Source organism: Veillonella nakazawae, from assembly GCF_013393365.1.
Lineage (GTDB): Bacteria > Bacillota > Negativicutes > Veillonellales > Veillonellaceae > Veillonella > Veillonella nakazawae.
Genome location: NZ_AP022321.1, coordinates 1,873,195 through 1,895,952, shown reverse-complemented (window position 1 = coordinate 1,895,952; position 22,758 = coordinate 1,873,195). Strand labels below are relative to the sequence as shown.

Here is a 22,758-nt window from a genome sequence, read left to right as displayed (position 1 = left end):
CGATGACTTAGATGAACGGTATCAACGGTATCCAAATTTTACAAAAGATCAATTTATTGATGCTCTAAATTATTACATGGATAATGATGATTACATTGAATTTTAAAATTTATATTTAGGTATTATTTTAGATTTCCTCTCTACGATTACGGATATATTAGTGTAAGGAAACTAGGAGACTTATCTACATTACAACTTGATACGTTACTACGAACCTCAAACTTGGCAGTTTGTTTAATCAGGAATCGATTGGGTTGTTGAGTAGAGATAACCTTTTTTCAGACGTCCTCTACCAAATCGCCTGAAGTCAGGTCATGGATGAGAGATTCAAATAACTATAGGCTTGAAAAAGGTAGAAACTGTTCTCGTGGCGCACAAAATCGAAGTAGATACGATATGACTGACCCAATCGGACCAAGACAGAAATCTAATTATGGTCATGATTGACATATAAAATTTACATTTGACATTGTTTCATTTTTATTGAGGAGTTGTATGCTATGAATTTAGATGCAGTTAATCCAGAATTAGAATCAAAGATTAATGATTTAGTCTGTGAGACTTATAATAAACCTTTTTTAGAACAAGAAAAGTTATTAAAAGAAGCATTTGAGCTAATACCCAAGCCAGTAACCCAATGGGCGCATCCAACGACAATGGTTACGATTGCTTTGTTTGAGTTGTATTATAAAAATCAAAAATATGAACAGGCTAAGGAATGGCTGAGTATTGCTTTAAGTGTTGCTGACTTAGGAACCACTAATGCAGGGACGTATCTGTTAGCTGGTATTTTTTATTATGACCTTGAAAAATATGATGAAGCTTATAAATATTTTGATATTGCTTATAATGATGCTGGATATTATCCATTTAGTATTGAGGACAAAAAATATTGGCAGTTTTATAAGCAGCGTAAAGACGAATTAAATCCTAAGAAAAAAAACCAAAAGTAAGATTTGATATTTTCAGACGACCTCTACCAAATCGCCATCAATATCACCGATCCCGCCGGTTACACCACCAGCTACGGCTAAAACGCCCGATGGCTGCCCAAAACCATTACCGACACTTACAATACGACAGCTACGAACCCTTGGCGCAGGTACGCAATTGGACCAACGAAGACGGCGAAAGCCGCCAACAAACCTACTACTTCCACTGCAATCAAATCGGTATTCCACGCGAGATGACCAATAAAGACGGCAACCTCTTATGGTTCGGCAACTATACCGGCTGGGGTCGTCTGAAAGAGGAAACCAAGGTAAAGGATAGCGCATACCAGCCGTTCCGGCTTCAAAACCAGTACGCCGACCGTGAAACGGGTCTGCATTACAATTTTTTCAGGTATTATGAGCCTGATGCGGGTCGGTTTGTGAATCAGGATCCGATTGGTTTGTGGGGAAGAAGCAATTTTTATAACTATTCTCAAAATGTATAAGCTTGGGTAGATTTATATGGATTGTCGTCTGGTTGTAATGACGGAGATACAAAAGATAGTAAACTAATTAACCAAAAAGAATCGCAATGGATTTTAGATCAAATAGGCACAGATCCACATGCGTTTAAAGCTGATTATCTTGGTAAACGAGCCGTATCTCATTATGATGTTTATAAACAAAATAAAACTGGAGAACTTTTATTAAGAAGAAAAAATTCTTCTGAATTTATTAGAACAAGAATTGGTTGCGATGATGCTGAATAATTCAATTGAAGTAACATTTTATATGGAATCAAATGATTATATTAACATGAGAGAAATAGACAAAATACTTAATATTAAAAATGCTGAGTTTTATAGTAAGGGCGATTTATTTACCTCACCAAACAAAAAGGTTCAATTTATAATTCAACACTCTTACTATTCTTTTGGTATAGATAAAGAGGAAAATTCAAATGAAAAAATTAATAAAATTATACAAAAAATAGAAGACATAAAGAAAAATTTAAACTATATATTTAAAAAATATAAGCTAAATAAAGAGCTTATAATTTACAGCTGGGCCAACGATGAGGCTACTCGTGAATATAAAATCTCCTTAAAACAAATTCAATTATTATCTGAGTTAGGAATAGAGTTAAAAATCATTCATTATAATATTTAGTATAAGTGTGGATTAATTTCAAAATCTAACAAACCCCAAAAGCAGTCTGAAATTCTAAACCCTCACTTATCCATCCTTTAGTAAGCCTTCCGCCTGCAAAACCAATATGTTGATCGTGAGACGGGGCTGCATTACAACTTCTTCAGGTATTATAAGCCTGATACGGGTCAGTTTGTGAATCAGGATCCGATTGGGCTTTCAGGCGGAGACAATCGTATCTCCAGTAGGAACATCATACCCTATGAGAGCGTTACCTCTTGGTTTTAATCGAAAGCCTTATACCATATATAGGGTACTGAAACCTATTGATAATGTAGCTGCAAGTAAAATTATGCCGTTGTTCGGAGAGATTGGATTAGGGACACAGTATGAATTACCAAAATCTTTTAAATCATATAGAATCTGGGCATCTGGAAGAGGTGAAAATAGGAAAATGTTAAAAATTAATGAATTGAATTCATATCTTAAAAGTAAAGGAGTACCAGAAGATAGTTACTCAATCAATGAAGTAAATGATGAATCATTATGTATTGTTGAAGAAAATAAAAAATGGCATATATTCTATTCTGAAAGAGGATTGAGAACCGAAGAATATTGTTGCCAAGATGAACATTTGGCAATTCTATATTTTATAAATCGCTTATCAAAAATGTTAAAATTTTCTTTTGAATGAAAAAAAGCAAACTGTAGCCTGTATGAAACTGTTAATTATGGTATGGGGTATGTGCGTAACATACACGCGGCTTCTACTTTTTAAGCGACATCTAAATCTTCTTTGAAGGCGTTTGAGCTATCGATTCTTTAACAGTTTCATTACCATTAGCAATGGCATTCTATCTAGAGGTCGTTTTTCCTGATGGCTGAGAAGCTAATTGACATAGACAAATACAGGAAAGGATATATATTATGTTGAAAATAGAGAATTACCCGCTTTGAAGAACAATCCTAATATAACAAAATAGTAATAATAGCTCCTAAAACAAAGATTTCAACTGTTATATTTCAAAGGTAATTACTATGGATGATTTCGTAATTGAAAAAATTTCAAGAGGTATGTTAATTGTTTCTTTAAATGGACATGAAATTTCATTTGAAGGAGAAATGTTCTTTCCAAATAATGAGTTTCACTTTTCCCTATATGCGAAAACAGCAAAATTTACTAAGACCAACCAAATTTTAAGCAAGGAAGAGTTAGATAATATTTTAGAACATTTAAAAAAAGAATTTATTTTAAAAAATAGAGTATTAGACATAATTTTCTAAATTTAATTATCAACTGTAAAGTAGCCCAAGCAAGCCGTAGCCCACACAAAACCTTCATTCCTGACGTAGGGTACGTGCGGTACGTACGCGGTTTCGCCTATCAAAACCACATCAACGAAGACGGAGAAAACCGACAACAATCTCACTACTTCCACACCGACCAAATCGGTATCCCGCGCGAGATGACAGACAGAGATGGTAATTTGCTGTGGTTCGGCAACTATACCGGCTGGGGTCGTCTGAAAAAGGATGAGCGCGTCTATCGGAATGTACATCAACCGTTCAGATTACAGAGCCAGTACTTCAATGACCAAGTGTTGACAATGCTAGCGGTGTATATGATTAATGAAAGAATGATTTATGAATATAGAATTACATATTGAAAGAGTACAATCTATTTTAGATCAAATGGATCTACAAAAGAAATGTAAATTTGCAGCTTGGTGCTGTAATGCACTGATCATTGAGAAAAAAATAAATGAAAATATGACTAAAATAACTAATTCAAATGTGAACTACCAACTCTGTGATGCTATCATTAAAGCTGGTTGGTATGATTTCTCCCAAATAAATATTGGAATCTCTCAAAAAGCTATAGAAGATATAAATTGGGATGATGATGATCCATTAAATGATATGGTAGAAACACAAGGAACTATAGAATTATTAGCTTCGATTCGAAATATGTTACTAGGTATACAACAAAGATCATCTGATAGTTATTACTTTGCTGCATGTGCTGAAAACGTAATTAACTGGAAAGATGCTTTAGCGAATTTCCCATACTCCGAAGATGGCAAAATAGAGGACGAAAATTTAAAACGTGAATATGAAATTCAATTGTTATTTTTAGATGATTTAAGAAATAGTATAATTACCTTACAGGATATTAAGAAATATAGATAAATGGATGCAAGCTTGAGTAGCCTATTTAGAAAGATAGGAGTTAAATCAATGGAGCCTAAAGAATTAACATCTGGAATTTTACTGGAAAGTGTTTTGGAATGTACAAGTTTTGTAGTAAATGAGGTGCCAAATTTATACAGTGCAGTAATAGAGCGATTAAATCAAGATGATGAAATATTCTTCATGAATTTTGTTGAAGATGAGAATGATCAGGATGATTATTATGGATATGTCTATAATAAAACAAATGGAAAAATCTACGAATATGCGTTCCATGATGACAAATTAGTGAAAAATAGGAAGTTGTCTTTTATCGAAAAGAAAATTGGAGAGTTAACAACGAAAGATATTCTTGAATTACCTATAATAGATTTACTGTAATCTAGATCTACCTATGATTGGTCTCGTACTTTTATGTAAGCAAGTAGTAGAAAGCCTTAGCCTGTATGAGACTTCCATCCTTGACTTAGATTTGTGTGTAGAATTTGCGCGCGGTTTCCGCTATTTAGATGACCTCAAAACCTTCTTTGAGCTCATCTGAAATGTTTGCTCTTTAACAACCTCATCACTAGTCAGCATCAAGGTCGTCTGGAAACTAACTTTTAGACGACCTTTGTTGTACCGTATTCAACCGCCGCTACGCCTACGACAAAGCCGGCAACCTGATTCAAAGTGCCGACCAAAGAGGTGGCGTACTCAATTACGTCTACGACAAAGCCCGCCGTCTGACCGTCCTCACCAATCCTTCCACCAGCAAAACCAGTATGCCGACCATGAAACGGGGCTGCATTACAACTTCTTCAGGTATTACGAGCCTGATGCGGCATTGCCTAAATGGATTGCATATGGGGTGCTTGGAGCTGCTCTATTATCTAAACCAAGAATACCTTTGAAAGATATACAAACAGACCCTATAGATTGGTGGTAATAAAAATGATATCAAATGACATTCAAGAATTACTTAAAAATATTACAAAGTCTTTAATTAAAATCGAAACAAAAGAATTAGATGCTTTAATTTCTAGACAGTTAACCCATATAGATAATATTGATTTTCACAGATACGAAATATCCCATAGGAAAATTGAAAGTCTCAAATTTTCTTTCTGTTCATTTCGTGGTGCTTTCATAAGCTATAGTTCCTTTACTAATTGTAAATTTATTAATTGTTCTTTTATTACGGCAATAGTTTGCAATACAAAATTTACTAATTGTACATTTATTAATTGTGTATTCAGATCAACGCATATACAAGATCATTTAATATCTAACTGCTCTTTTCAAAACTGTCATATAGAAGATAATATATTTTCTACAAATAAAACATAATTTATGACAATGTTGAATAAGGCATTCGGGCCGCCTTTTAGGTTGATCCTCTTGGTTTAAGTAAATGCTCAAGCTAAAGGTCGTTATTTATTTGAAATATTCCCTGCTATCAGAAGTAGCCTCGCAGTCAAACCAAAATGGAACCTCATGACTAATATTGCTCAATTTAAAGTAAAACCAGAAACAACTATTATTGAAGGTAAAGCTGCACCTCATGGTTTGGGGGTGCCTGGTGGACAAACACAAAAATATATTAATGACTTAGAAAGGTCAATAAGACAATGAATCAGGAGCAATTTATAAAAAAGATCAATATAGTTTTAGTCGAAATTGATAAAATGATTAATAATTGTGATGAATATAGTTATACAAATAAACAGCAGTTGATTTCTATAAAAAATGAACTATATGACATGATTAATTATCTAAATTCAGAAAGTATTTTTCAACAAAAAAAAGGAAAAGAATTTTTATTGTCTCGGATAGTAATTGATTCTTGGCCATTTAATAATGAAGTTGGTAAACTCCTTGTAGAATTAGAAGAAGATTTCAATTCTTTGACAAGAAAAAATATAAAAATGTCTAAGTTAAAAATTTTGAATGAAACTCCTTTAGACTTTCAAGAAAAAACTTTTTTTGACGAATGGGAAGTCAGTTACCTTGATTTGATGGAAGTAAATCAAGGTTCTCCCTTAGTTGGAAGTCTATCCATTAATGGTCAAGTTATTATTAAAGAACAGGGGTTTGGAGGGCCGTTGTTGTATTTCAATAGAAAAATATATATTCCAGTTTTCATTAGACGATTTTGCGTTGTGGGATTTAGGCTTGCAATATTAAATTTAGATGATTTATCAATTGAGTATATTGGGGGAATCGAAGACTTGGTTTATCTGAAAGAGATAAAAGATAATAGAATTTATTTCTATACAGATATATATAAAAGCACAGAAAAGAAATTAACTTTATATGAACAAATATAACTCAAAGATATGCTGTAAACATCATAGTCAAAGGCCTTCCATGTTAATTAAATTTAAAGAATTTATTCAAAAGTATTGGATAAGTATAACAAAGCTCAAACAGATAGATACATGAGTAAGCAATTAACTAGAATTGGTGGTAAGGTTTTTGGAAAATACGGATCACGTAGTAAATGTGCATAGAAACTGATTGATAACAAAAACTTATAAAAGGAAAAATAGAATGAGTATTTTAAGTAATTATATAATTCAAGATTTAATCCAGAATGTATCTAAAGGAGTTACAGAGTCATTTAAATTTGTATTAGAAAGATATAATTCTAATGAAGTTTTTGCCTATACATTATATATTGATGACTATTGTTCATATCTGGGGTGGGCTGCTAACACTATTTCTCACTACGAAATAGAAAAAGTAAACTACCCAAAAGAAGATCAGCCTTTTATTAAATGGTATTACCCTCAATTTGCAATAGGACTTGGAGAGGTTCCTGAGAAAATAGATAGTATATTCAATAATGAGATTCAAAATATTCTTAATGATGCAAATACATTAATATCAGAAGATAATTTTGAGCAATATCAGGCGGAAGTATATGATTCAATTATAGAAGGATTTAAAAAAGCGATAGAAAATATAGATAAGAAAAAAACAAATAATGTCATATTTTTTGTTTCTATTGTAGATAGTGATAATTCTGAGATTATGGAAAATTATTCTGCTGAACAACTAAATTCATATGATAAATTTCTTACGTTCAAAAATAGATTTCAAAGCAAGCCGTAGCCCGTATGAAACCTCCAATCCCGACGTAATAACCCCTTTAATATCATGTAAACAACATCCGGAAAGAAATTTAAAATGACTAACTTTATATCAACAGGAAGTACTTATTGGATTCCAGATGAAGAAATTCAAATATTCGAAAAGAACGCCACTAATGGAGATAAAAACTCAGCATTCAAATTATATCAATACCATATGTTTGTATCTTTAGATCAAGATTTGGAATTTAAATGGCTAGAGATAGCGGCAAAAAATGGACATCCAATTGCCCAATCCAATTTAGCCGATTTATTTTTCACACAAGGCAATAAAGAAAAAGCCATATTTTGGGCTAAAAAGGCATATAGAAATGGTGCAAAATTACCAGACGAATTAAAAATTTTGATAAATATCAATTAATTAATAAGATTTAGGGGATTATCGTTATAAACCCAAAACTTCTGGAGGAGGATTAAGAAAAGAAGCCAAGAAATTTCTTAGAAAATTGAAAAAAGTAGGTGAGAAATGCCCTTAAATTTTTAGGAGAATTTAAATGGAAAAAAATGGATACGTTAATTTTAACTTTTTAGATAGCAAACCCAATATAAATAATATATTAGTTGGGCTAGATTTAGACTATTCAAATAAAGTGATAGCGCCAGATGGTCATGAGTTAGCATTAGTTGCTTTTATACCAATTGAAAATCTATTAACTATTGCACCTCAATTTAAAACGGATTTTCAGGATATGGAATATAAAGATAAAGCAATTTACGTTTTTTCTTATTATGATAAAGAAGATTATTTTCTTGACTACATTACTGAAATTGACGATGCTATTCAAGGATACACGAAAGTTATCATCGGAGATAAAAATCAGTTCAAGTTTAACCTAGATAAATTTTATCCAATTAATCCTATTGAGAATTTAGATGAAATGAGTTTTCTAGGAGGACAACCTGAATATTTACAGCAAGAGAGTGATGATTTTCTAGAAAAATATATTTTCATAGGTCAAATCTTAGGAATGGATCTGCCTGAAGAAGTAAATGAAATTTTTTATCTAACTGAGAACATAGGATATATTTTTATAAATCGAGATCTATCTGGTGGATTATTCTTCGTTCAAACAACTTAAACAAAACTAAAAAGGATTTAACCAGACCAAAGAAGACGGAGAAAGCAACCAATGCGAAATAGCTACTATTTCCGCCACGACTTAGAAAGCCCTTTAGGTTATCGCCTAGAGGGTTTTATATATAGCTTTAATCTCGTACTTGTGCTATATTATTCGTATAATATAAATCTTTAAAGACCAGTTGGGCCATTTGTTGCCTGTTGCTCGTTTCTTTTGATTTATTAATATACTTGGTAAGGCAATTGGAGCCCGTTCCTTGTGTAGTACTATAGAGAACCCTTTATCGTTTTGGTAACGGGTTCTTTTTTAGTTTGAAAAACTCTTTCTATTTATAGTATGATAGCTTTATATGTTATTTTTCTGTAGAAAGGAGCTCGTATGAATCGACTTAGTTTCTCACGAACTCAGATTTTAATTCTTGTCAGCGTGTGGCTAACATTTTTGATTAGCTTTGTTATGCGTTTATCTTGGGCATCCTTGATGCCTATTGTTAATGAAGCGTTGAGTTTTACTCCTCAAATGGGTACGGCCTATTTATCCGCCTTTTATATGGGCTATGCTATCATGGTTCTACCAGGTGGTATCTTAGCGGATCGCATTGGTTATCGTTACACCATTTTGGTAAGCTTACTTGCCATGGCAGTTATTACGGCATTGATGAGTACTATAGATAATTACACCTATGGATGGGTATTACGTTTCTTATTAGGTATTGTATCTGGTCCGGTACAAGCATCTTGTTTAAGTGCTATTGGGGATTACTTTGGGCCTAATCAACGTGGTGCAGCCGTGGGTATCTTCATGTCCTGCACATCCCTTGGATTGACCACTGTAAACCTTTATGCACCATATGTGGCAACTAACTATGGTTGGCAAAATGCATTCCTTTTAACAGCAGTATTACCAATCCTTGTTTTCATTCTAAGCTACTTTACGGTTCGTAAGCCAAGTGCTGAGATTTTAGCTCAACGAGAAGCAGAGGTGAGTGCTGCATCTGCTCATATAGGGGAAAAGACTTCTTTAAAGGAAAACTTGTTACATGTTTTGAAGAATCGCAATATTTGTTGTCTTGCCTTTGCAGGCTTCTTTGCTACCGGTGCTACTTGGGCCGTGGCGCAATGGTCAAACTTGTACATGGTTAAACAGCTCGGCGTTAATGCCATCTATGCAGGCCATGTAATGTCTGCCTTTGGTTTAGCCGCGCTTATTGCGAAACCGACTATCGGTATTTTGTCCGATATATTACCGATTAAGAAGAACCATTTGGTGGCGCTTGTTATGTTCTTATTTGCACCAGCATTGATCCTCTTTGCGAGCACCACAAATCCAGATATGCTCTTTATAACAGGTCCAATTCTTGGTATTGGTGCTTTCATGCATAGTGCTTTAACAAATGCTCTCGTAATTCAATCTGCAGCACCTCATTTACGCGGTACAACTGCAGGCTTTGTAAACTTGTTTAATCAGATCGGCGTTATGTTGGCACCTATGATTTTAGGTAGCATGTTAACAGCTACAGGCAGTTATCAATCTGCATTGATGACCCTTGCCATTGCACCAGTTATCGGTGCTATTGCATTGTTCTTTGTACGTCTTAAATAATGTGAAAGCATCATACAATAGGTTCCTCTGATTGTATAGAAACAAACAAAATATGAAACAAAAGAGACTGAATTAGCTCTCCTAATGAACTGCACCCCAAAAATTGGACACAATTTTTGGAGGTGCAATTCAAAATAGGGGACAGTTCAGTCTCTTTTTATACGTTACGAGTAACTATATTTTTTGATTATGGTTTTTGCGGTGCATGATAATCAGGTTGAGGTCTCCAATCACTCATAGGTGTATTTGGATCGGGCATGTCCAGATTTTGAATGTCGAGAATCCAATCACTAGGTCGAGGCCCTAGTGGAGGCGGTGCTGGAACGGGTCCATACATACCTAATTTAGAAGGAAATAGCCGTGGTTGATTAGATGTATAAGGAGATTCTAATTGATTTAGCGGTTTATAGATACCTTCTGGTGGCTGAACTCCAAATAATGGCCTACCTTCTGTTGGAGCCGGTGTACTTAATGGTTTATATGGACGAGGTGGTACGTATGGGTTCTTAGATGTATAGGTAATACGCTCTAATTCCAATGCATTATGTAAAATAAATTGACCTATTTCAGCTACAGGAGAACCCTTTGTAGCGACGTGAGCACCTGTAGATAGAACAGAACGTTGATTGTTAGCAGTTCCTATAGGTGCGCCATTTACTTGGTAGAATTTCGCCGGTGCTACATGCCAATCCATGAGGTAAATATCTTTAGATGTGTTACCACGATGGTATGTATAATTAGTTGAATAATCAGCAATAATATTCTGCTTTTTATAGAGACTAATTGTACGAGCATGAAGCGTACTATATGTAGGACCTGACTGTGCTAGACTAAGTGTACTTAAGTCGATATACACAGTCTCCGAAGGGCTATTATAAGCAACTTGGTATTGAGTAGGCTTGTTCTCTAATTCATATTGTGAAATCGCACTAGCTGATTGTAATGTTGCTAATGCTAGTATTAAAAAGGGATATAGTTTTCTCATCTTTGACCTCTCTTATGTGGAATTAGTATACCATAGTCAAACATGTAATTCTATAAAAAATGCATATAAAAATCCATAGTATGTATATTGTATATAATTGTCATTTTGTTATATGATTAATGCATAGTACAGGAGGTCTAGATATGGAAATTATCTGTTTTGGCGATAGCATCACCCGCGGTTATGATGTGCCTTATGGACAAGGTTGGGTTGAAATTTGTGATGCATCTATAGAGGGTGTACATTTTACAAATTATGGTGAAGACGGCTGCTCCGTTCAGGGCATGATTTATAACATTGAAAAATGGCTACCTACAGCTGTAGCTAATTCAACGCGTCATATCTTCTTAATGTGTGGTACTAATGATATCTTACAAGGTCGAGATAGTACATATGTGTTCAAGACCTTGGTGAAAGCTATTGAACTAGCGAGCACAAAGGGGAAGGTTATTATTGGTTTAGAAACACAAATCGATAGTGATATGGATGGACTCGACATTGTAGTGAGAGAGGTCAATGAACAACTGAAAGCCTATGCTGCAGAGCATGATTTAAAGGTTATAGACTTTTATACAACATTATACGAAGCGGATCAAATCGGCCAAATTGTCTTTGCCGGTGAAGTACATCCTAATGCACGAGGCTATCGTTTGATGGCTTATAAAGCGTTAGAAGTATTTACAAGATTATCGTAAAAAAATAAATCTAAGAATTCAATTGGTAAGATGCATAAAAAGAATTCAATTGGTAAGATGCATAAAAAAGCCCCGAATGAGATATCTCATTCGGGGCTTTGGTGATTTATATAGTCTTCATGTGTGAAGGTTTATAGACTTCACGTTATAGTTAATTCGTAACGAATTATAGTTAGAATTAGCGAGTACGTGCGTTAGATACGCGAGCGGATTGTGCAATTGCGTATGCAGTACCTTTAACTAAATCGTAAGTATCAGCAGTGTTGCCAGATACTGTTACAGCTGCTACAGTGTCGTCAGTTACTGCGAACAATGCAGTTGCGTAAGGGTGTTGTGCACCGTTTGGAACTGTTACAGCACCAGATTTAACAACGATGTAACGGTTGCCGTTGTTGAATACGTCGTAATGAGCAGCTTGTTTTACACCATCATAGCTTTCATTGTAAGCGAACAATGCAGCTACTTCACCGCCTGCTACTTGACCAGTTTGTTGCATGGAACGCAATTTAGCAGCTGCTACAGCTGTTGGTTGAGTCATGTTAACAGTGATACGCAAGGAGTTGTTGTTTACAACTGCTTCAGTGATTACGTTTGTAGAGAATACATTTGCAACGCCGTCGCCAGCACGGTTGTAGGAGCTAGCAGTTTTCACTTGGTAGCCGTTAGTGTATGCAGGCAAGTCGTAAGTGTAAGATTTGCCGTTCAACAACAAGTCGAATGCGTTTAATTGGTTAGTTTTATAACGGGAAACATATGCACTGCCGTTACCATTAGCTGTTACGGAAGTTACAGTTTCTTGGTATACAGGTTGGTAGCTAGGTGCGATAGGATCCATGATTTGAAGACCTACAGCTGTTGTTTGAGGTGCTACGAAAATTGGATCGCCCAATTCTTTAGATACAGGCATTTGTTGAGCCATGTCACCTGCTGTGTAAGGTACCGCTGGTAATGGTTTGTAACCAGGGCGTGGTGCACTTGTTACATAACCAGATTGGTACGCTGGTGTAGCTGCTTGAGGTGCAGCGTAAGTATATTGCTCAGCTGCAGCGCGTTCGTAAGCGCGTGCATTAGCATCAACAGATGCTGCGAAAGCAGAGAAAGACATAGTTGTAGCTGCGAATACTGCGAAAGCAGCTGCTAAATGTTTTTTGTTCATAATAGTTCACTCCTAAATACATGATTTTTACAAATAACACAAATACTAACATGTATTATATATGAAATTCTGTTAATTGTAAATAAAATATAAATTTTTTTCTTAATTATAAACAAATATAATCAAATGAGTCAAATTTTGTACAATTAGCTTAAATTAACCCCAGAATTAAGCACAGAATATCATATTACTATATAATAGTATTTATGTATAATGACATTATTATATCGAAAAAAATAGTTTTAGGCTATACCTAAGAACAAGAAATATATAAATAAGATGAAATTTGTGGATTATATAAATTATATAAATTGAGATGGTGAAAGTTTCACTAGGGAGGTCTCATGAGTATTAGCGTCTATTATGGACGAGCTGGATCTGGTAAGACACGTGCCGTATATGAACGGATACGTCAAGTCATGACCGATTGTCCAGGGGAACCCATAATCTTACTCGTTCCTGAGCCAGCTACATATCGGGTGGAGAGGGAACTTGCTGAATTTATGCCTGAAAAAGGCTTTACTACGGTCCGTGTCGTAGGTTTTGGTCGTTTGGGGTACCAAGTATATCAATCCATAGGCTCCAAAGGGGCCGGTCAATCAAGCTTATCTAGCTTTGGCCGGTCGATGTTGTTGCGCCTTGTTATGAAACGAAAACAAAAGGAGCTAGGTCTCTTAGAACAGGCTACAAAACGTCCTGAGTTTTCTTCTGTATTGCAACAGCTCTTCTCTGAGTTTCGCGCATTCCGAGTCGGTCCTACAGACCTAGAACGTGGAGCGGAGTCTGTAAAAAATAAAGTATTACAAAAGAAATTGCGCGAGCTTGCCATCTGTATGGCTGCCTACGAGGAGGAAATCAGTCGTCATGGAGAGCGCGACATCGATCCAATTATGGAAATCGTTGAGGCTTTGCCTCAATCTCCTCTGATGGAAAATAGCCATGTCTTTATCGATGGCTTCCATTGGTTTACACCTACACACTACGAGTTGATTTATACCTTGTTTGATTTGGCTAAGGAAGCGGTTATTACCATCGACTTGCCAATGGCTCCAAAGGCTTTAAATATTGCACGTCGAGGGGAACATCTCTTTAGCCGTCCTTTAGAGATTTACGATACTTTAGTGGCTCGTTATGGATCTAGAATTAACTGGATTGGATTTGATGGTAAACGGGGGCCTCACATCGTACAAGAATTAGAAGCGAATTACTTTACTAGCCCTAGTAAGCAAAATTCTACTGACACTACTGTTCCACTCATTCGTGGTTACAACCGAGAACGGGAAGCCGATGCGGTGGCTCGTCGTATTTTAGCCTACGTAGAGTCCTCTCCAGAGGCTCGATACCGTGATGTATGCATCATGCTTCGTGAGTCGGAAACGTACGGAGATACCTTAGAGAAGGTCTTCGGTCGTTATGGTATTCCGCATTTTATCGACCGCCAGCGGCCTATGAAAAATCATCCATTAGGCGAATTGTTGACGGCTCTCTTTGATATCGTGCGTCATAGTTACAGTCGAGACAGCATGTTCTTATTGCTTAAAACAGACTTGATGCCCCTTACCCGTGAGGCTGTAGATGAATTAGAAAACTACGTACTCGAGTTTGGTATTGACCATTATAAATGGGAACGTGAAAGCTGGCCGTATTTACGGGGCTTCCATGATGGCCAAGATGAAGAGAGTCATTCAGATGCACCGCGTAGAGCTCGTGTCAACCAAGCGAGACAAACCATTATGGATATCCTATCCCCATGGTTTGACTTTGCCGCTCATAGCGAAGGACATACGGGCGCTGAGTGGGGTGCGCAGCTGTATGGTTTGTTAGAAACCTTGCAAGTGCCACAGCGTCTCTATGAATGGGCACAAGACGCTGAAACGGTGGGGGATCAAGAGTCTAAAGCCAGCCATGAACAGATGTATAATGCTGTTATCTCTTTCATAGATGAAATCTCTATGGTCATGAAGGATGAAGTGTTGACCCTAGATGAGATGATGTTGCTCCTAGAAGAAGGCTTGAGCGATGTCAATTATTCCATGATTCCTCCGTCCTTAGATCATGTGGTAATCACTACCATCGAACGTGGTTATAGTCAATGGTGGCCTAAGGTGTTCGTCATGGGCCTCAATCAAGGCGTATTCCCACAAAGCATGGGCGATGAAGGTCTTATCAAGGATAAGGAACGCCAAGAGTTAGCCGATGCAGGTATTACCCTTGCTGAAGGTGCTTTGCCGAAGGCTTTCAACGAAAATTTCCTATTATACCTAGCCATGACGCGAGCATCCGATTCCTTGACGCTGTCCTATGCAAGCTCTGGCGAAGATGGAACCGGCCTTGAGCCATCCCTCGTGGTGAAACGACTAGAATCCCTTGGTTATGTAGATAAGGCGGTAGATATTCCCCTCTCCATTGCACCTGATACTGAGTCGGATTATGTATGGAGACCTTTACAGAGTTTGTCCCTGTTGTCTGAGCGCTGGGGCGCCCTCTTTAGTGGGCATGAGGTCAATCCATTGTGGTGGGGCCTCTATAACTGGGCTCGTGAAAGTGACACCTACCGTCCTCGTTTAGGGGAGGTGTCTCGTGGTATTCGAGATAATAATGATGTGCCGGTCATTACGAAGGATTTAGTGAATGGATTGTTCCTATCTAAAGGCTATATGTCTGGTTCTGTAACGCGTCTAGAGAGATATCAGCAATGTCCATTCAAGTTCTATGCTCAATATGGTTTAAAACTAGAACCGCGTCGTGTACGCTCCTTTGGTGCTCCTGAAATTGGTACATTCCTCCATGCTAACCTAGAGCGTTTAGGTAATTATCTATTAGATAACAATAAACAATGGCGTGACCTTAACGAAGAGGATCAACATTACTTGTGCCGTACGGTAGCGGAAGAAATTTTACAAGAAAATCAGGGCGGCGAGGAAACGAGCGATGCCTACCAAAAGGCAATCGAGCAGCGTGTACAAAGAACATTACATGTGACGGTAGATCGCCTTGTGGAGTGGTCCAAGCGCAGTGATTTTGATACGAAATACTTAGAGCAAGATTTTGGCCGTCAAGGCAGCTGGGAGCCGATTCGGGTACCCCTTGGGGAAGACCGTTATTTACGCCTCATCGGTCAAATTGACCGTATCGATGAATATACAAGGGATGGTCAAACCTATGGCATGGTTATTGACTACAAATCGGGCGGCGCACATGTGACGGCCCAAGATGTATACTATGGCCTTAAATTGCAGCTTATGACCTATCTATTGGCGTTAGAATCTGCTTACGGTAAAACGCAAGGCGAATCTATAGCTCCCGCGGCTGTGGTGTATTCCTATGTGAAGAACCCTAAAATTCCTGCCGATGCTCCTATATCTTATGAAGATGCAGTATCTTTAGCTAAGGAAAGCGACGCGTGGAGAAATAGTGGGTACTTCTCAGACGATGTTGAGTTGTTGACGCATATTGATAATAAGTTCTTATCCTATGGTCTTAAACAAGGCCCATATGTGCCAATTGCAACGACGAAAGATCAAACCATTTCTAGGAATGATTTGCGCAAGGTTAAGAATCCAGGTGAATTTGATGTGATGTGCCGCTACACCAATCATGTAATGGCTGACATCGGCCGCCATATTGGGGACGGTCAATTCCCAATTCAACCTTACCAGTTACATAAGAATAGATCTTGTACATACTGTGATTACAATACTGTATGCCGTTTTGACTCTAGTCGAAATCGATATAATTATTTGTCTAAACTGTCCGAAGCTGATGCGTTAGAACGGATGAAAGAGGCTCTAAACGACGGAAATAACAGTAGCGATAGAAATAATAGTAACGAAGGAGGTGAAAACCATGGGTGTTAAATGGACGCCAGAGCAGGAGTCTGCCATCATAGCTCCTAAGGACTCGTCCTTAGATAATCAAACCTTACTAGTAGCGGCTGCGGCCGGTTCAGGTAAAACGGCAGTTCTTGTAGAGCGTATTATTACGCGTCTTAAAGACATGGATAACCCGTTATCCGTTCAAGAGCTCATGGTTGTAACCTTTACGAAGGCGGCAGCTCAAGAGATGAGCGCTCGTATTGGTCTTGCTTTGGCGAAAGCCATGGAATCCACCGAGGATGCAGCCATGCAAGAGCGCCTTGAACGACAGCTTAATCTGTTGCCATCTGCTCATATTTCTACATTGCACTCATTCTGCCAATGGGTGATTCGGTCTTACTTTTACAAGCTCGATATTAACCCTACTGCTCGCATCGGTAACGAAGCAGAAATGGCATTGTTACAACAAGAGGTATTAGCTGATTTATTGACTAAATCTTACGAAGAAGGCCTTTATAATATCTATGAATTAGCGGATTTCTTCAGTGATGATAAATCGGATGCAGGCTTAACGGCGAAGATTATGTCTTTATATAACTACGCTATGTCTCTTGCTAATCCTGATGGATGGTTACGAAAAGCCTTAGAGCCTTATAAAGAGGCCATGACTGTAAATCCCAGTGAGACCCTATGGGGCCAATATATGTGGGATCAACATGTAGCTGTTATTGACCGTATTCGCGAGCGCTTAGAACGGATGGAACAAATCTTGCTCGATCCAGTAGGGCCTCATAAATGGCAAAATATTTATGATAACCAACTAGCCGCACTAAGCATGCTTTCAGGGGCTGAAACTTGGGACGATATGGGGGAAGCTTGTAAACATACGGATACCTTTATAAAAGACCGCTTTAATAAACTTGGAGAAGAGGTTGACCCTAGTTTACAAGCAGAGTTTAAATCTTTAGGTTCCCAAAATAAAGATGACCTTAAAGCGATGCAAGCTGCTGTATTCACAGTGCCGGAAGCTACCTTACAAGAGCAGTTCAAGGCTCAATATCCAATCATCGAAGGTTTAGTAGAGCTCACGATTGCGTTCCATAAGGCGTATCGGGATATGAAACAAGAGCAAGGTATCATGGACTTTAGTGACTTGGAGCATCTATGTTTAGCTCTTCTTGTTGAGCCGGGCACAGAGGATGATCCTCAGCCGTCTGATGTAGCGAAGGAACTGCAAGATACTTTCAAGGAAATCATGGTCGACGAATACCAAGATACGAACGGCGTACAAGAGACGATTATCAATTTGATTTCTCGCGTCGATAATCGGTTCTACGTAGGGGATGTGAAACAAGCGATTTATAGCTTCCGTATGGCGGACAGTTCTCTATTTATGGAGAAATACAATACCTACGGCGGTACTGATGCGGTAGAACGCCGTATCGACCTAGCAAAGAACTTCCGGTCTCACGAAAATATTTTGGCCGCTACGAACTTCTTGTTCTACCAAATTATGACAGAAGAGGCAGCGGAGCTCAATTATACGGAGGCGGAATCCCTTATTCCTGGCCGAATCGTTGAGGATGCACCGGAGGATTGGATTGGAGGAGACGTGGAATTGCAGCTCCTCGATGTGAGTAAGGATACCCTCAGTGCTAGTGAAAGCGATGAAGATGAAGGGGATGACCCTGAGAATAACGAGCGCGAGTTAGATTTCATTATTCAAAAGATTAAGGAGATTCACGCTACTAAGAAGAAGGTGCAAAATCCAGATGGTACCTTCCGCCAAATTGAATGGCGTGACTTTGCTATTTTGCGTAGGTCTTTGGCTGGTTGGGGAACTCGTGCCGTAGAGGCCATGCGCCAAGCAGGCATCCCTGCGGTGGTAAACGAACGGGATGGTTACTTTGAAGCCCAAGAAATTCAGCTTTTACTAGCGTTGTTATCCATCATAGATAATCCTGAACAAGACTTGCCGATGGCAGCGGTATTGCACTCGGGATTAGTTGGGCTTGATGCCAATGAACTAGGTGCGTTGCGCCTGTCTGGTGAGGGTTCTCTGTGGTCTCTCATGCCTGCTTATGCAGAAGAGGTACAAGATGAGCGCTTATTATCCTTTATTGGACATATGGAGCGTTGGCGTACCTTGTCACGTCGTCACGGTGTGACCGATTTATTGTGGGATATTTACGAATCCCAAGATTACGTAAACTATGTAGGGGCTATGCCGAATGGCCTTGTACGTCGAGCAAATGTGCTTGCCTTATATGACCGTGCTAAAGGGTATGAAGCCTCTGGATTCCGGGGGCTCTTTAGATTCTTGCGCTTTATTGAAAGCTTGCGCGACAGTAATCAAGATATGCCTCTTGCTAATGTAGTAAGTGAAGCGGACAATGTGGTACGCCTCATGACCATCCATAAGAGTAAGGGCCTTGAGTTCCCTGTTGTATTCCTATCTGGGATGCAAAAGAAATTCAACATGATGGACCTTCGGTCAGAGCTCCTCATCGATAAGAACGCAGGCCTTGGCTTAAAGGGATACTTCCCAGATATTCGAGTATCCTTCCCAACTATGCCGTGGTTCTACGTGAAAGACGTAAAAGAAGCAGCCCTCAAAGCAGAGGAACAGCGTATTCTCTATGTAGCCTTAACACGGGCACGAGATAAGCTGATTATGACAGGTCATTTTAAAGGCTTTAAGAATGCTAAAGGTAAGTTGAGTACCTTAGGTGAACTCATTAAAAATGCAGCGTCAGTAGAAGGTCAACAATTGCCGACGGATATTATCACCCAAGCTAATACGTATCTAGAATGGTTAATTATGGGCTTTACCCGTCATTTAGACGGTGGTAATCCATTGCGCGTAGCCATTGAGTACGAAGGACCGACCTATTTTGATTTACCAGATAAAAAATGTCGCATCAAGGTCGAAATCCACGATGGCTCTCTCTACGGTGACCTCGATTATAAGGCAGATATCGATGAAACTACCATCAATAAGGTACGCGAATTACAAGCTGTTAATTCCGTGGAACTGCCACAGGAAATCGAAGACCGCTTCAACTATAGTTATCCGTACAGCGACGCTACGCGGCGCACGGCTAAGATTTCCGTCAGCGAATTGAAACGACGATTCCAAGAACGGGAACTTGAAGCAGGCACTATTGATACTTTGAACGAACCGATTATAACGGTAGATACAGGGGTTAAACGAGCCATTTCAGATGCAATCTTAGGTCAAGCTATTAAGCTAGATCCAAAATCATCTGTAAATGTTGAGGCGAAGAATATCAATGCTGCTAGTTTACCAATTACGGAGGCTTCAGATGTAACTGTTTCATCCGACGAATTGGCTAATTCCGTATTCGGCCGCAAGCCGCAAGCATTACAGTCCGAAGAGGATGTGTTGACAGGGGCTCAATGGGGTACCTTGATGCATGAGGCCATGCAATGGCTTCCTCTTGCGCAGTATACTCAAGCTTCTTTAACAAAAGAGCTTGATGCACTCGTAACGAAAGGGACTTTCACAGAGGAAGAACGAAATTTATTAAGCGATACAAGTTTGTATAAATTTTTTAGTTCTGATCTTGGGAAACGTCTCATCAACGCTAAGCGTATCGAACGAGAATTGCCGTTTAGTATGCTTTTTGAAGGAAAACGCGTATACGATACCTTAGAGGACGGTGAAAATCTATTCCTCCAAGGTATTATCGATACTGCCTTTGAAGAGGACGGTGAATGGGTTCTTGTAGATTACAAGACGGACCGCGTCAAATCTGGGGAAGACCTCATCAAGCGCTATAAAATACAAATGGACCTCTATAAAGAGGCCTTGCAACGATTGACAGGGATGCCTGTGAAAGCATGTTATATCTATAGTTTCCGTTTGCATGATGCTATCATCATAGACTAGCCTTTGTAAGTCTATGCTTAACTTAGTGCTATGCATGAGAAATATGCAGGGACGTAGGTATTTCCTATAAGGTAATGAACATAAAAAAGCTCTCTATTCTTGAATAGAGAGCTTTTATGTTATAGATTGTTATATAGTTTTGTCCTGTAGATTTCTCTACAATTTATTAGATATGTGGTAGTATAGGCAAATTCAAAGCCTTTTTCTTTTTGTGTTTTGCTGGGGCAAATACTTTTAGAACCCGTGGCAATACTTCGATATCTACTGGCATGGATGGGCCTTGGTCGCCATCCATATTAGTAGGTAAATCACCGATATTAGATAATAGCTCAATATGAGCCTTTTTCACAGTTAGTGTTGTTGTATAACGGGAGTTGTAGATGGCACCACTAATGATAAGTGGCAATACGCTGAGTATATCGAGGATGAAGTATTCCTTGAATATTATGATGCGCATATAACCATCATCTACAGATGCTTCCGGCATGAAGCGTTCAAAGCTAGATACTACATTGGTGAGCAATGCAAGAACGAGTGGGGATTTACAGATAAAATCATCATTCTCTGTTTTGATGCGGTATGTGTAGTCCTTTGTTGTAAATAAGGCTTGCCCTGCGCGTAAGAAGTAGGCTAGAGGGCCCAAGATGCTCTTTTCCTTTGGGGTAACCTCTTCGATTACCTTTGGAATAACACCGGCTGCGATATTATTGCAGAAATATTTGTTGTTACAACGACCGATATCAATGGTACGTGTTTGATTGATATCAATACGTTTGATCGCCTGTGTTGGATTCTGATGAATACCAAGGGCACGAGACATATCGTTTACAGTACCAACAGGAATGAAACCAAAGGTAGATTTAAAGCCACCTTGGGCAATACCATTAACGGTTTCATTTACGGTGCCGTCACCACCCATGCAGAACACAGCATCGAATCCGCGTTCGCAAGCATCCTTTGCGAAACGTGTAGCATCGCCTTCACCAGTAGTAAATTTGACCTCAATCGTTTCAAACAAGGTGCTCAATTTCCATTGTAAATCGAGGGCATAGCGACGTGCCGCACCGCCACCTGATACAGGATTTATGATAACTAAACAACGGCTCATGGTACAACTTCCTTACTTTCAAAAATGAGATATAGCTATTATCTATCGTTAAATTGACAGTCTTAGATGTGAGCTCTATAATTATACTATATGTACTAAATCACATATAACATATTTATTCAAAATACAAAATATATCGTACAATATATATCGTACAATATATATCGTACAATATATTATACTCATTTTAGCCGTTCTTTGAAAGTACGAATGAGTTGACGGGATATAAGATTAGGGGATATTAATGGGACGACAAGATTCTAAAGATAAATACAAATTGTCCGCTGTGGACTCCATTGAAAGATTACCACTTAGTGAACAAGTTTATTTAACATTAAAAACAGCTATCTTAACAGGCGAATTGATGCCACAAGAAAAGCTTAACGAAGTAAAAATTGCAGAACAATTGCAAGTGAGTGCTACACCTGTTCGCGAAGCATTCCGTAAATTGGCTAAAGACAATCTCGTAGTTATTGTTCCTTGGAAGGGTGTTACTGTAAAGGCGGATACTCCTGAAGAGATTATTGCATTGTATCAAGTGCGTGAAGTAATGGAAGGCCTTGGGGCGCGACTTTGTGCCCGTCATGCAACTGATGAACAAATTAAAGAGTTGCGTGAAATTTGTAAAGAAATGCATGAAATTGAAGAGGCTACAGAACGCGTTGAAGTAAACAGTCGTTTCCATACTATGATTGCTCATTATTCTGGTAATGAACGCGTTGTAGAATACTTAGCGAGCTTCCGTGAACGCGTTAACCGCGACATGTACATTAGCTCTTTTAATGCAGTGCGTACCCATGATTGCGACGATGAACATGATCATATCGTAGATGCTATTGAGCGTCATGATGAAGTGGCAGCAGAAACTGCTATGCGTCAGCATATCAACAATGCATTTATCTTCAAAAAAGCAAATGCTGAAGTGCAACACAAAAAACTTAATGAAGTATAATGCCTATTGTTGGCATGCTTTATGAAAGGCTCCGCCGTTGGCGGGGCC

Annotated in this window: 24 protein-coding genes; 21 read left to right on the top strand and 3 right to left on the bottom strand. The window is 38.3% G+C overall.

Annotation, left to right across the window (positions count from 1 at the left end; genetic code table 11):
• Positions 1-500: 500 nt before the first annotated feature.
• The 17 genes from VEIT17_RS08790 (at position 501) to VEIT17_RS08705 (ending at position 10,086) form a co-directional block, all read left to right on the top strand.
• Entirely contained in the window at positions 501-953 is a 453-nt protein-coding gene (locus VEIT17_RS08790; protein WP_178885721.1) for a tetratricopeptide repeat protein, read from the top strand.
• 89 nt (positions 954-1,042) lie between these two features.
• On the top strand, positions 1,043-1,438 hold the full coding sequence (locus VEIT17_RS09885) for an RHS repeat-associated core domain-containing protein (protein WP_178885719.1): 396 nt from the start codon (positions 1,043-1,045) through the stop codon (positions 1,436-1,438).
• 21 nt (positions 1,439-1,459) lie between these two features.
• Positions 1,460-1,702 carry a polymorphic toxin type 33 domain-containing protein gene (locus VEIT17_RS08780; RefSeq protein ID WP_178885717.1) on the top strand — a complete coding sequence of 81 codons (243 nt, stop codon included), beginning with the start codon at positions 1,460-1,462 and terminating at the stop codon, positions 1,700-1,702.
• 22 nt (positions 1,703-1,724) lie between these two features.
• Positions 1,725-2,102: a DUF4279 domain-containing protein gene (locus VEIT17_RS08775; RefSeq protein WP_178885715.1), complete on the top strand. Its 378-nt coding sequence runs from the start codon at positions 1,725-1,727 to the stop codon at positions 2,100-2,102.
• 93 nt (positions 2,103-2,195) lie between these two features.
• Entirely contained in the window at positions 2,196-2,369 is a 174-nt protein-coding gene (locus VEIT17_RS09930) for an RHS repeat-associated core domain-containing protein (RefSeq protein WP_197923051.1), read from the top strand.
• Positions 2,293-2,775 carry a TNT domain-containing protein gene (locus VEIT17_RS08765; protein WP_197923036.1) on the top strand — a complete coding sequence of 161 codons (483 nt, stop codon included), beginning with the start codon at positions 2,293-2,295 and terminating at the stop codon, positions 2,773-2,775. The genes VEIT17_RS09930 and VEIT17_RS08765 overlap by 77 nt, the downstream gene beginning before the upstream one ends.
• Before the next feature lie 344 nt (positions 2,776-3,119).
• Complete coding sequence (locus VEIT17_RS08760) at positions 3,120-3,365, top strand: hypothetical protein (RefSeq protein WP_004694811.1); 246 nt, start codon at positions 3,120-3,122, stop codon at positions 3,363-3,365.
• Positions 3,366-3,439: 74 nt separating this feature from the next.
• A complete protein-coding gene (locus VEIT17_RS08755) occupies positions 3,440-3,748 on the top strand; it encodes an RHS domain-containing protein (RefSeq protein ID WP_197923035.1) in 309 nt (102 codons plus the stop codon).
• Positions 3,726-4,271 carry a cation:proton antiporter gene (locus tag VEIT17_RS08750; RefSeq protein WP_156719308.1) on the top strand — a complete coding sequence of 182 codons (546 nt, stop codon included), beginning with the start codon at positions 3,726-3,728 and terminating at the stop codon, positions 4,269-4,271. Before VEIT17_RS08755 ends, VEIT17_RS08750 begins: the two co-directional genes overlap by 23 nt.
• A gap of 48 nt (positions 4,272-4,319) precedes the next feature.
• Positions 4,320-4,652, top strand: coding sequence for a hypothetical protein (locus tag VEIT17_RS08745; protein ID WP_042986510.1), 333 nt, complete (start codon positions 4,320-4,322; stop codon positions 4,650-4,652).
• Positions 4,653-5,204: 552 nt separating this feature from the next.
• A complete protein-coding gene (locus VEIT17_RS09925) occupies positions 5,205-5,600 on the top strand; it encodes a pentapeptide repeat-containing protein (protein WP_178885713.1) in 396 nt (131 codons plus the stop codon).
• A 147-nt stretch (positions 5,601-5,747) separates the two neighbouring features.
• Complete coding sequence (locus tag VEIT17_RS08730) at positions 5,748-5,885, top strand: hypothetical protein (protein ID WP_178885711.1); 138 nt, start codon at positions 5,748-5,750, stop codon at positions 5,883-5,885.
• The gene (locus tag VEIT17_RS09840) at positions 5,882-6,580 is read left to right on the top strand and encodes a hypothetical protein (protein WP_178885709.1); all 699 of its coding nucleotides are present in this window, start codon (positions 5,882-5,884) and stop codon (positions 6,578-6,580) included. The genes VEIT17_RS08730 and VEIT17_RS09840 overlap by 4 nt, the downstream gene beginning before the upstream one ends.
• 223 nt (positions 6,581-6,803) lie before the next feature.
• Positions 6,804-7,367, top strand: a complete 564-nt coding sequence (locus VEIT17_RS08720) for a DUF4303 domain-containing protein (protein WP_178885707.1) — start codon at positions 6,804-6,806, stop codon at positions 7,365-7,367.
• A 75-nt stretch (positions 7,368-7,442) separates the two neighbouring features.
• Positions 7,443-7,766 carry a tetratricopeptide repeat protein gene (locus VEIT17_RS08715; RefSeq protein WP_178885705.1) on the top strand — a complete coding sequence of 108 codons (324 nt, stop codon included), beginning with the start codon at positions 7,443-7,445 and terminating at the stop codon, positions 7,764-7,766.
• A gap of 133 nt (positions 7,767-7,899) precedes the next feature.
• Positions 7,900-8,484: a hypothetical protein gene (locus VEIT17_RS08710; protein ID WP_178885703.1), complete on the top strand. Its 585-nt coding sequence runs from the start codon at positions 7,900-7,902 to the stop codon at positions 8,482-8,484.
• 378 nt (positions 8,485-8,862) lie between these two features.
• Positions 8,863-10,086, top strand: a complete 1,224-nt coding sequence (locus tag VEIT17_RS08705) for an MFS transporter (RefSeq protein ID WP_060924489.1) — start codon at positions 8,863-8,865, stop codon at positions 10,084-10,086.
• A gap of 187 nt (positions 10,087-10,273) precedes the next feature.
• On the opposite strand, the gene VEIT17_RS08700 is transcribed toward VEIT17_RS08705, so the two are convergent.
• Positions 10,274-11,071, bottom strand: coding sequence for a hypothetical protein (locus VEIT17_RS08700; RefSeq protein WP_178885701.1), 798 nt, complete (start codon positions 11,069-11,071; stop codon positions 10,274-10,276).
• A gap of 143 nt (positions 11,072-11,214) precedes the next feature.
• Here VEIT17_RS08700 and VEIT17_RS08695 point away from each other — a divergent pair, with 143 nt between their 5' ends.
• On the top strand, positions 11,215-11,766 hold the full coding sequence (locus VEIT17_RS08695; protein WP_178885699.1) for an SGNH/GDSL hydrolase family protein: 552 nt from the start codon (positions 11,215-11,217) through the stop codon (positions 11,764-11,766).
• Between the two features lie 178 nt (positions 11,767-11,944).
• Here VEIT17_RS08695 and VEIT17_RS08690 read toward each other — a convergent pair whose 3' ends face one another.
• On the bottom strand, positions 11,945-12,922 hold the full coding sequence (locus VEIT17_RS08690) for a hypothetical protein (protein WP_178885697.1): 978 nt from the start codon (positions 12,920-12,922) through the stop codon (positions 11,945-11,947).
• A 344-nt stretch (positions 12,923-13,266) separates the two neighbouring features.
• On the opposite strand from VEIT17_RS08690, the gene VEIT17_RS08685 reads away from it, so the two are divergent.
• Both VEIT17_RS08685 and addA read left to right on the top strand, forming a co-directional pair.
• Positions 13,267-16,779, top strand: coding sequence for a PD-(D/E)XK nuclease family protein (locus VEIT17_RS08685; protein ID WP_178885695.1), 3,513 nt, complete (start codon positions 13,267-13,269; stop codon positions 16,777-16,779).
• Positions 16,769-20,650: a helicase-exonuclease AddAB subunit AddA gene (gene addA, locus VEIT17_RS08680; protein WP_178885692.1), complete on the top strand. Its 3,882-nt coding sequence runs from the start codon at positions 16,769-16,771 to the stop codon at positions 20,648-20,650. Before VEIT17_RS08685 ends, addA begins: the two co-directional genes overlap by 11 nt.
• A 166-nt stretch (positions 20,651-20,816) precedes the next feature.
• Here addA and VEIT17_RS08675 read toward each other — a convergent pair whose 3' ends face one another.
• The gene (locus VEIT17_RS08675; protein WP_024064501.1) at positions 20,817-21,758 is read right to left on the bottom strand and encodes a diacylglycerol/lipid kinase family protein; all 942 of its coding nucleotides are present in this window, start codon (positions 21,756-21,758) and stop codon (positions 20,817-20,819) included.
• 244 nt (positions 21,759-22,002) lie between these two features.
• Here VEIT17_RS08675 and VEIT17_RS08670 point away from each other — a divergent pair, with 244 nt between their 5' ends.
• Positions 22,003-22,710: a GntR family transcriptional regulator gene (locus VEIT17_RS08670; protein ID WP_024064500.1), complete on the top strand. Its 708-nt coding sequence runs from the start codon at positions 22,003-22,005 to the stop codon at positions 22,708-22,710.
• Positions 22,711-22,758 lie beyond the last annotated feature (48 nt).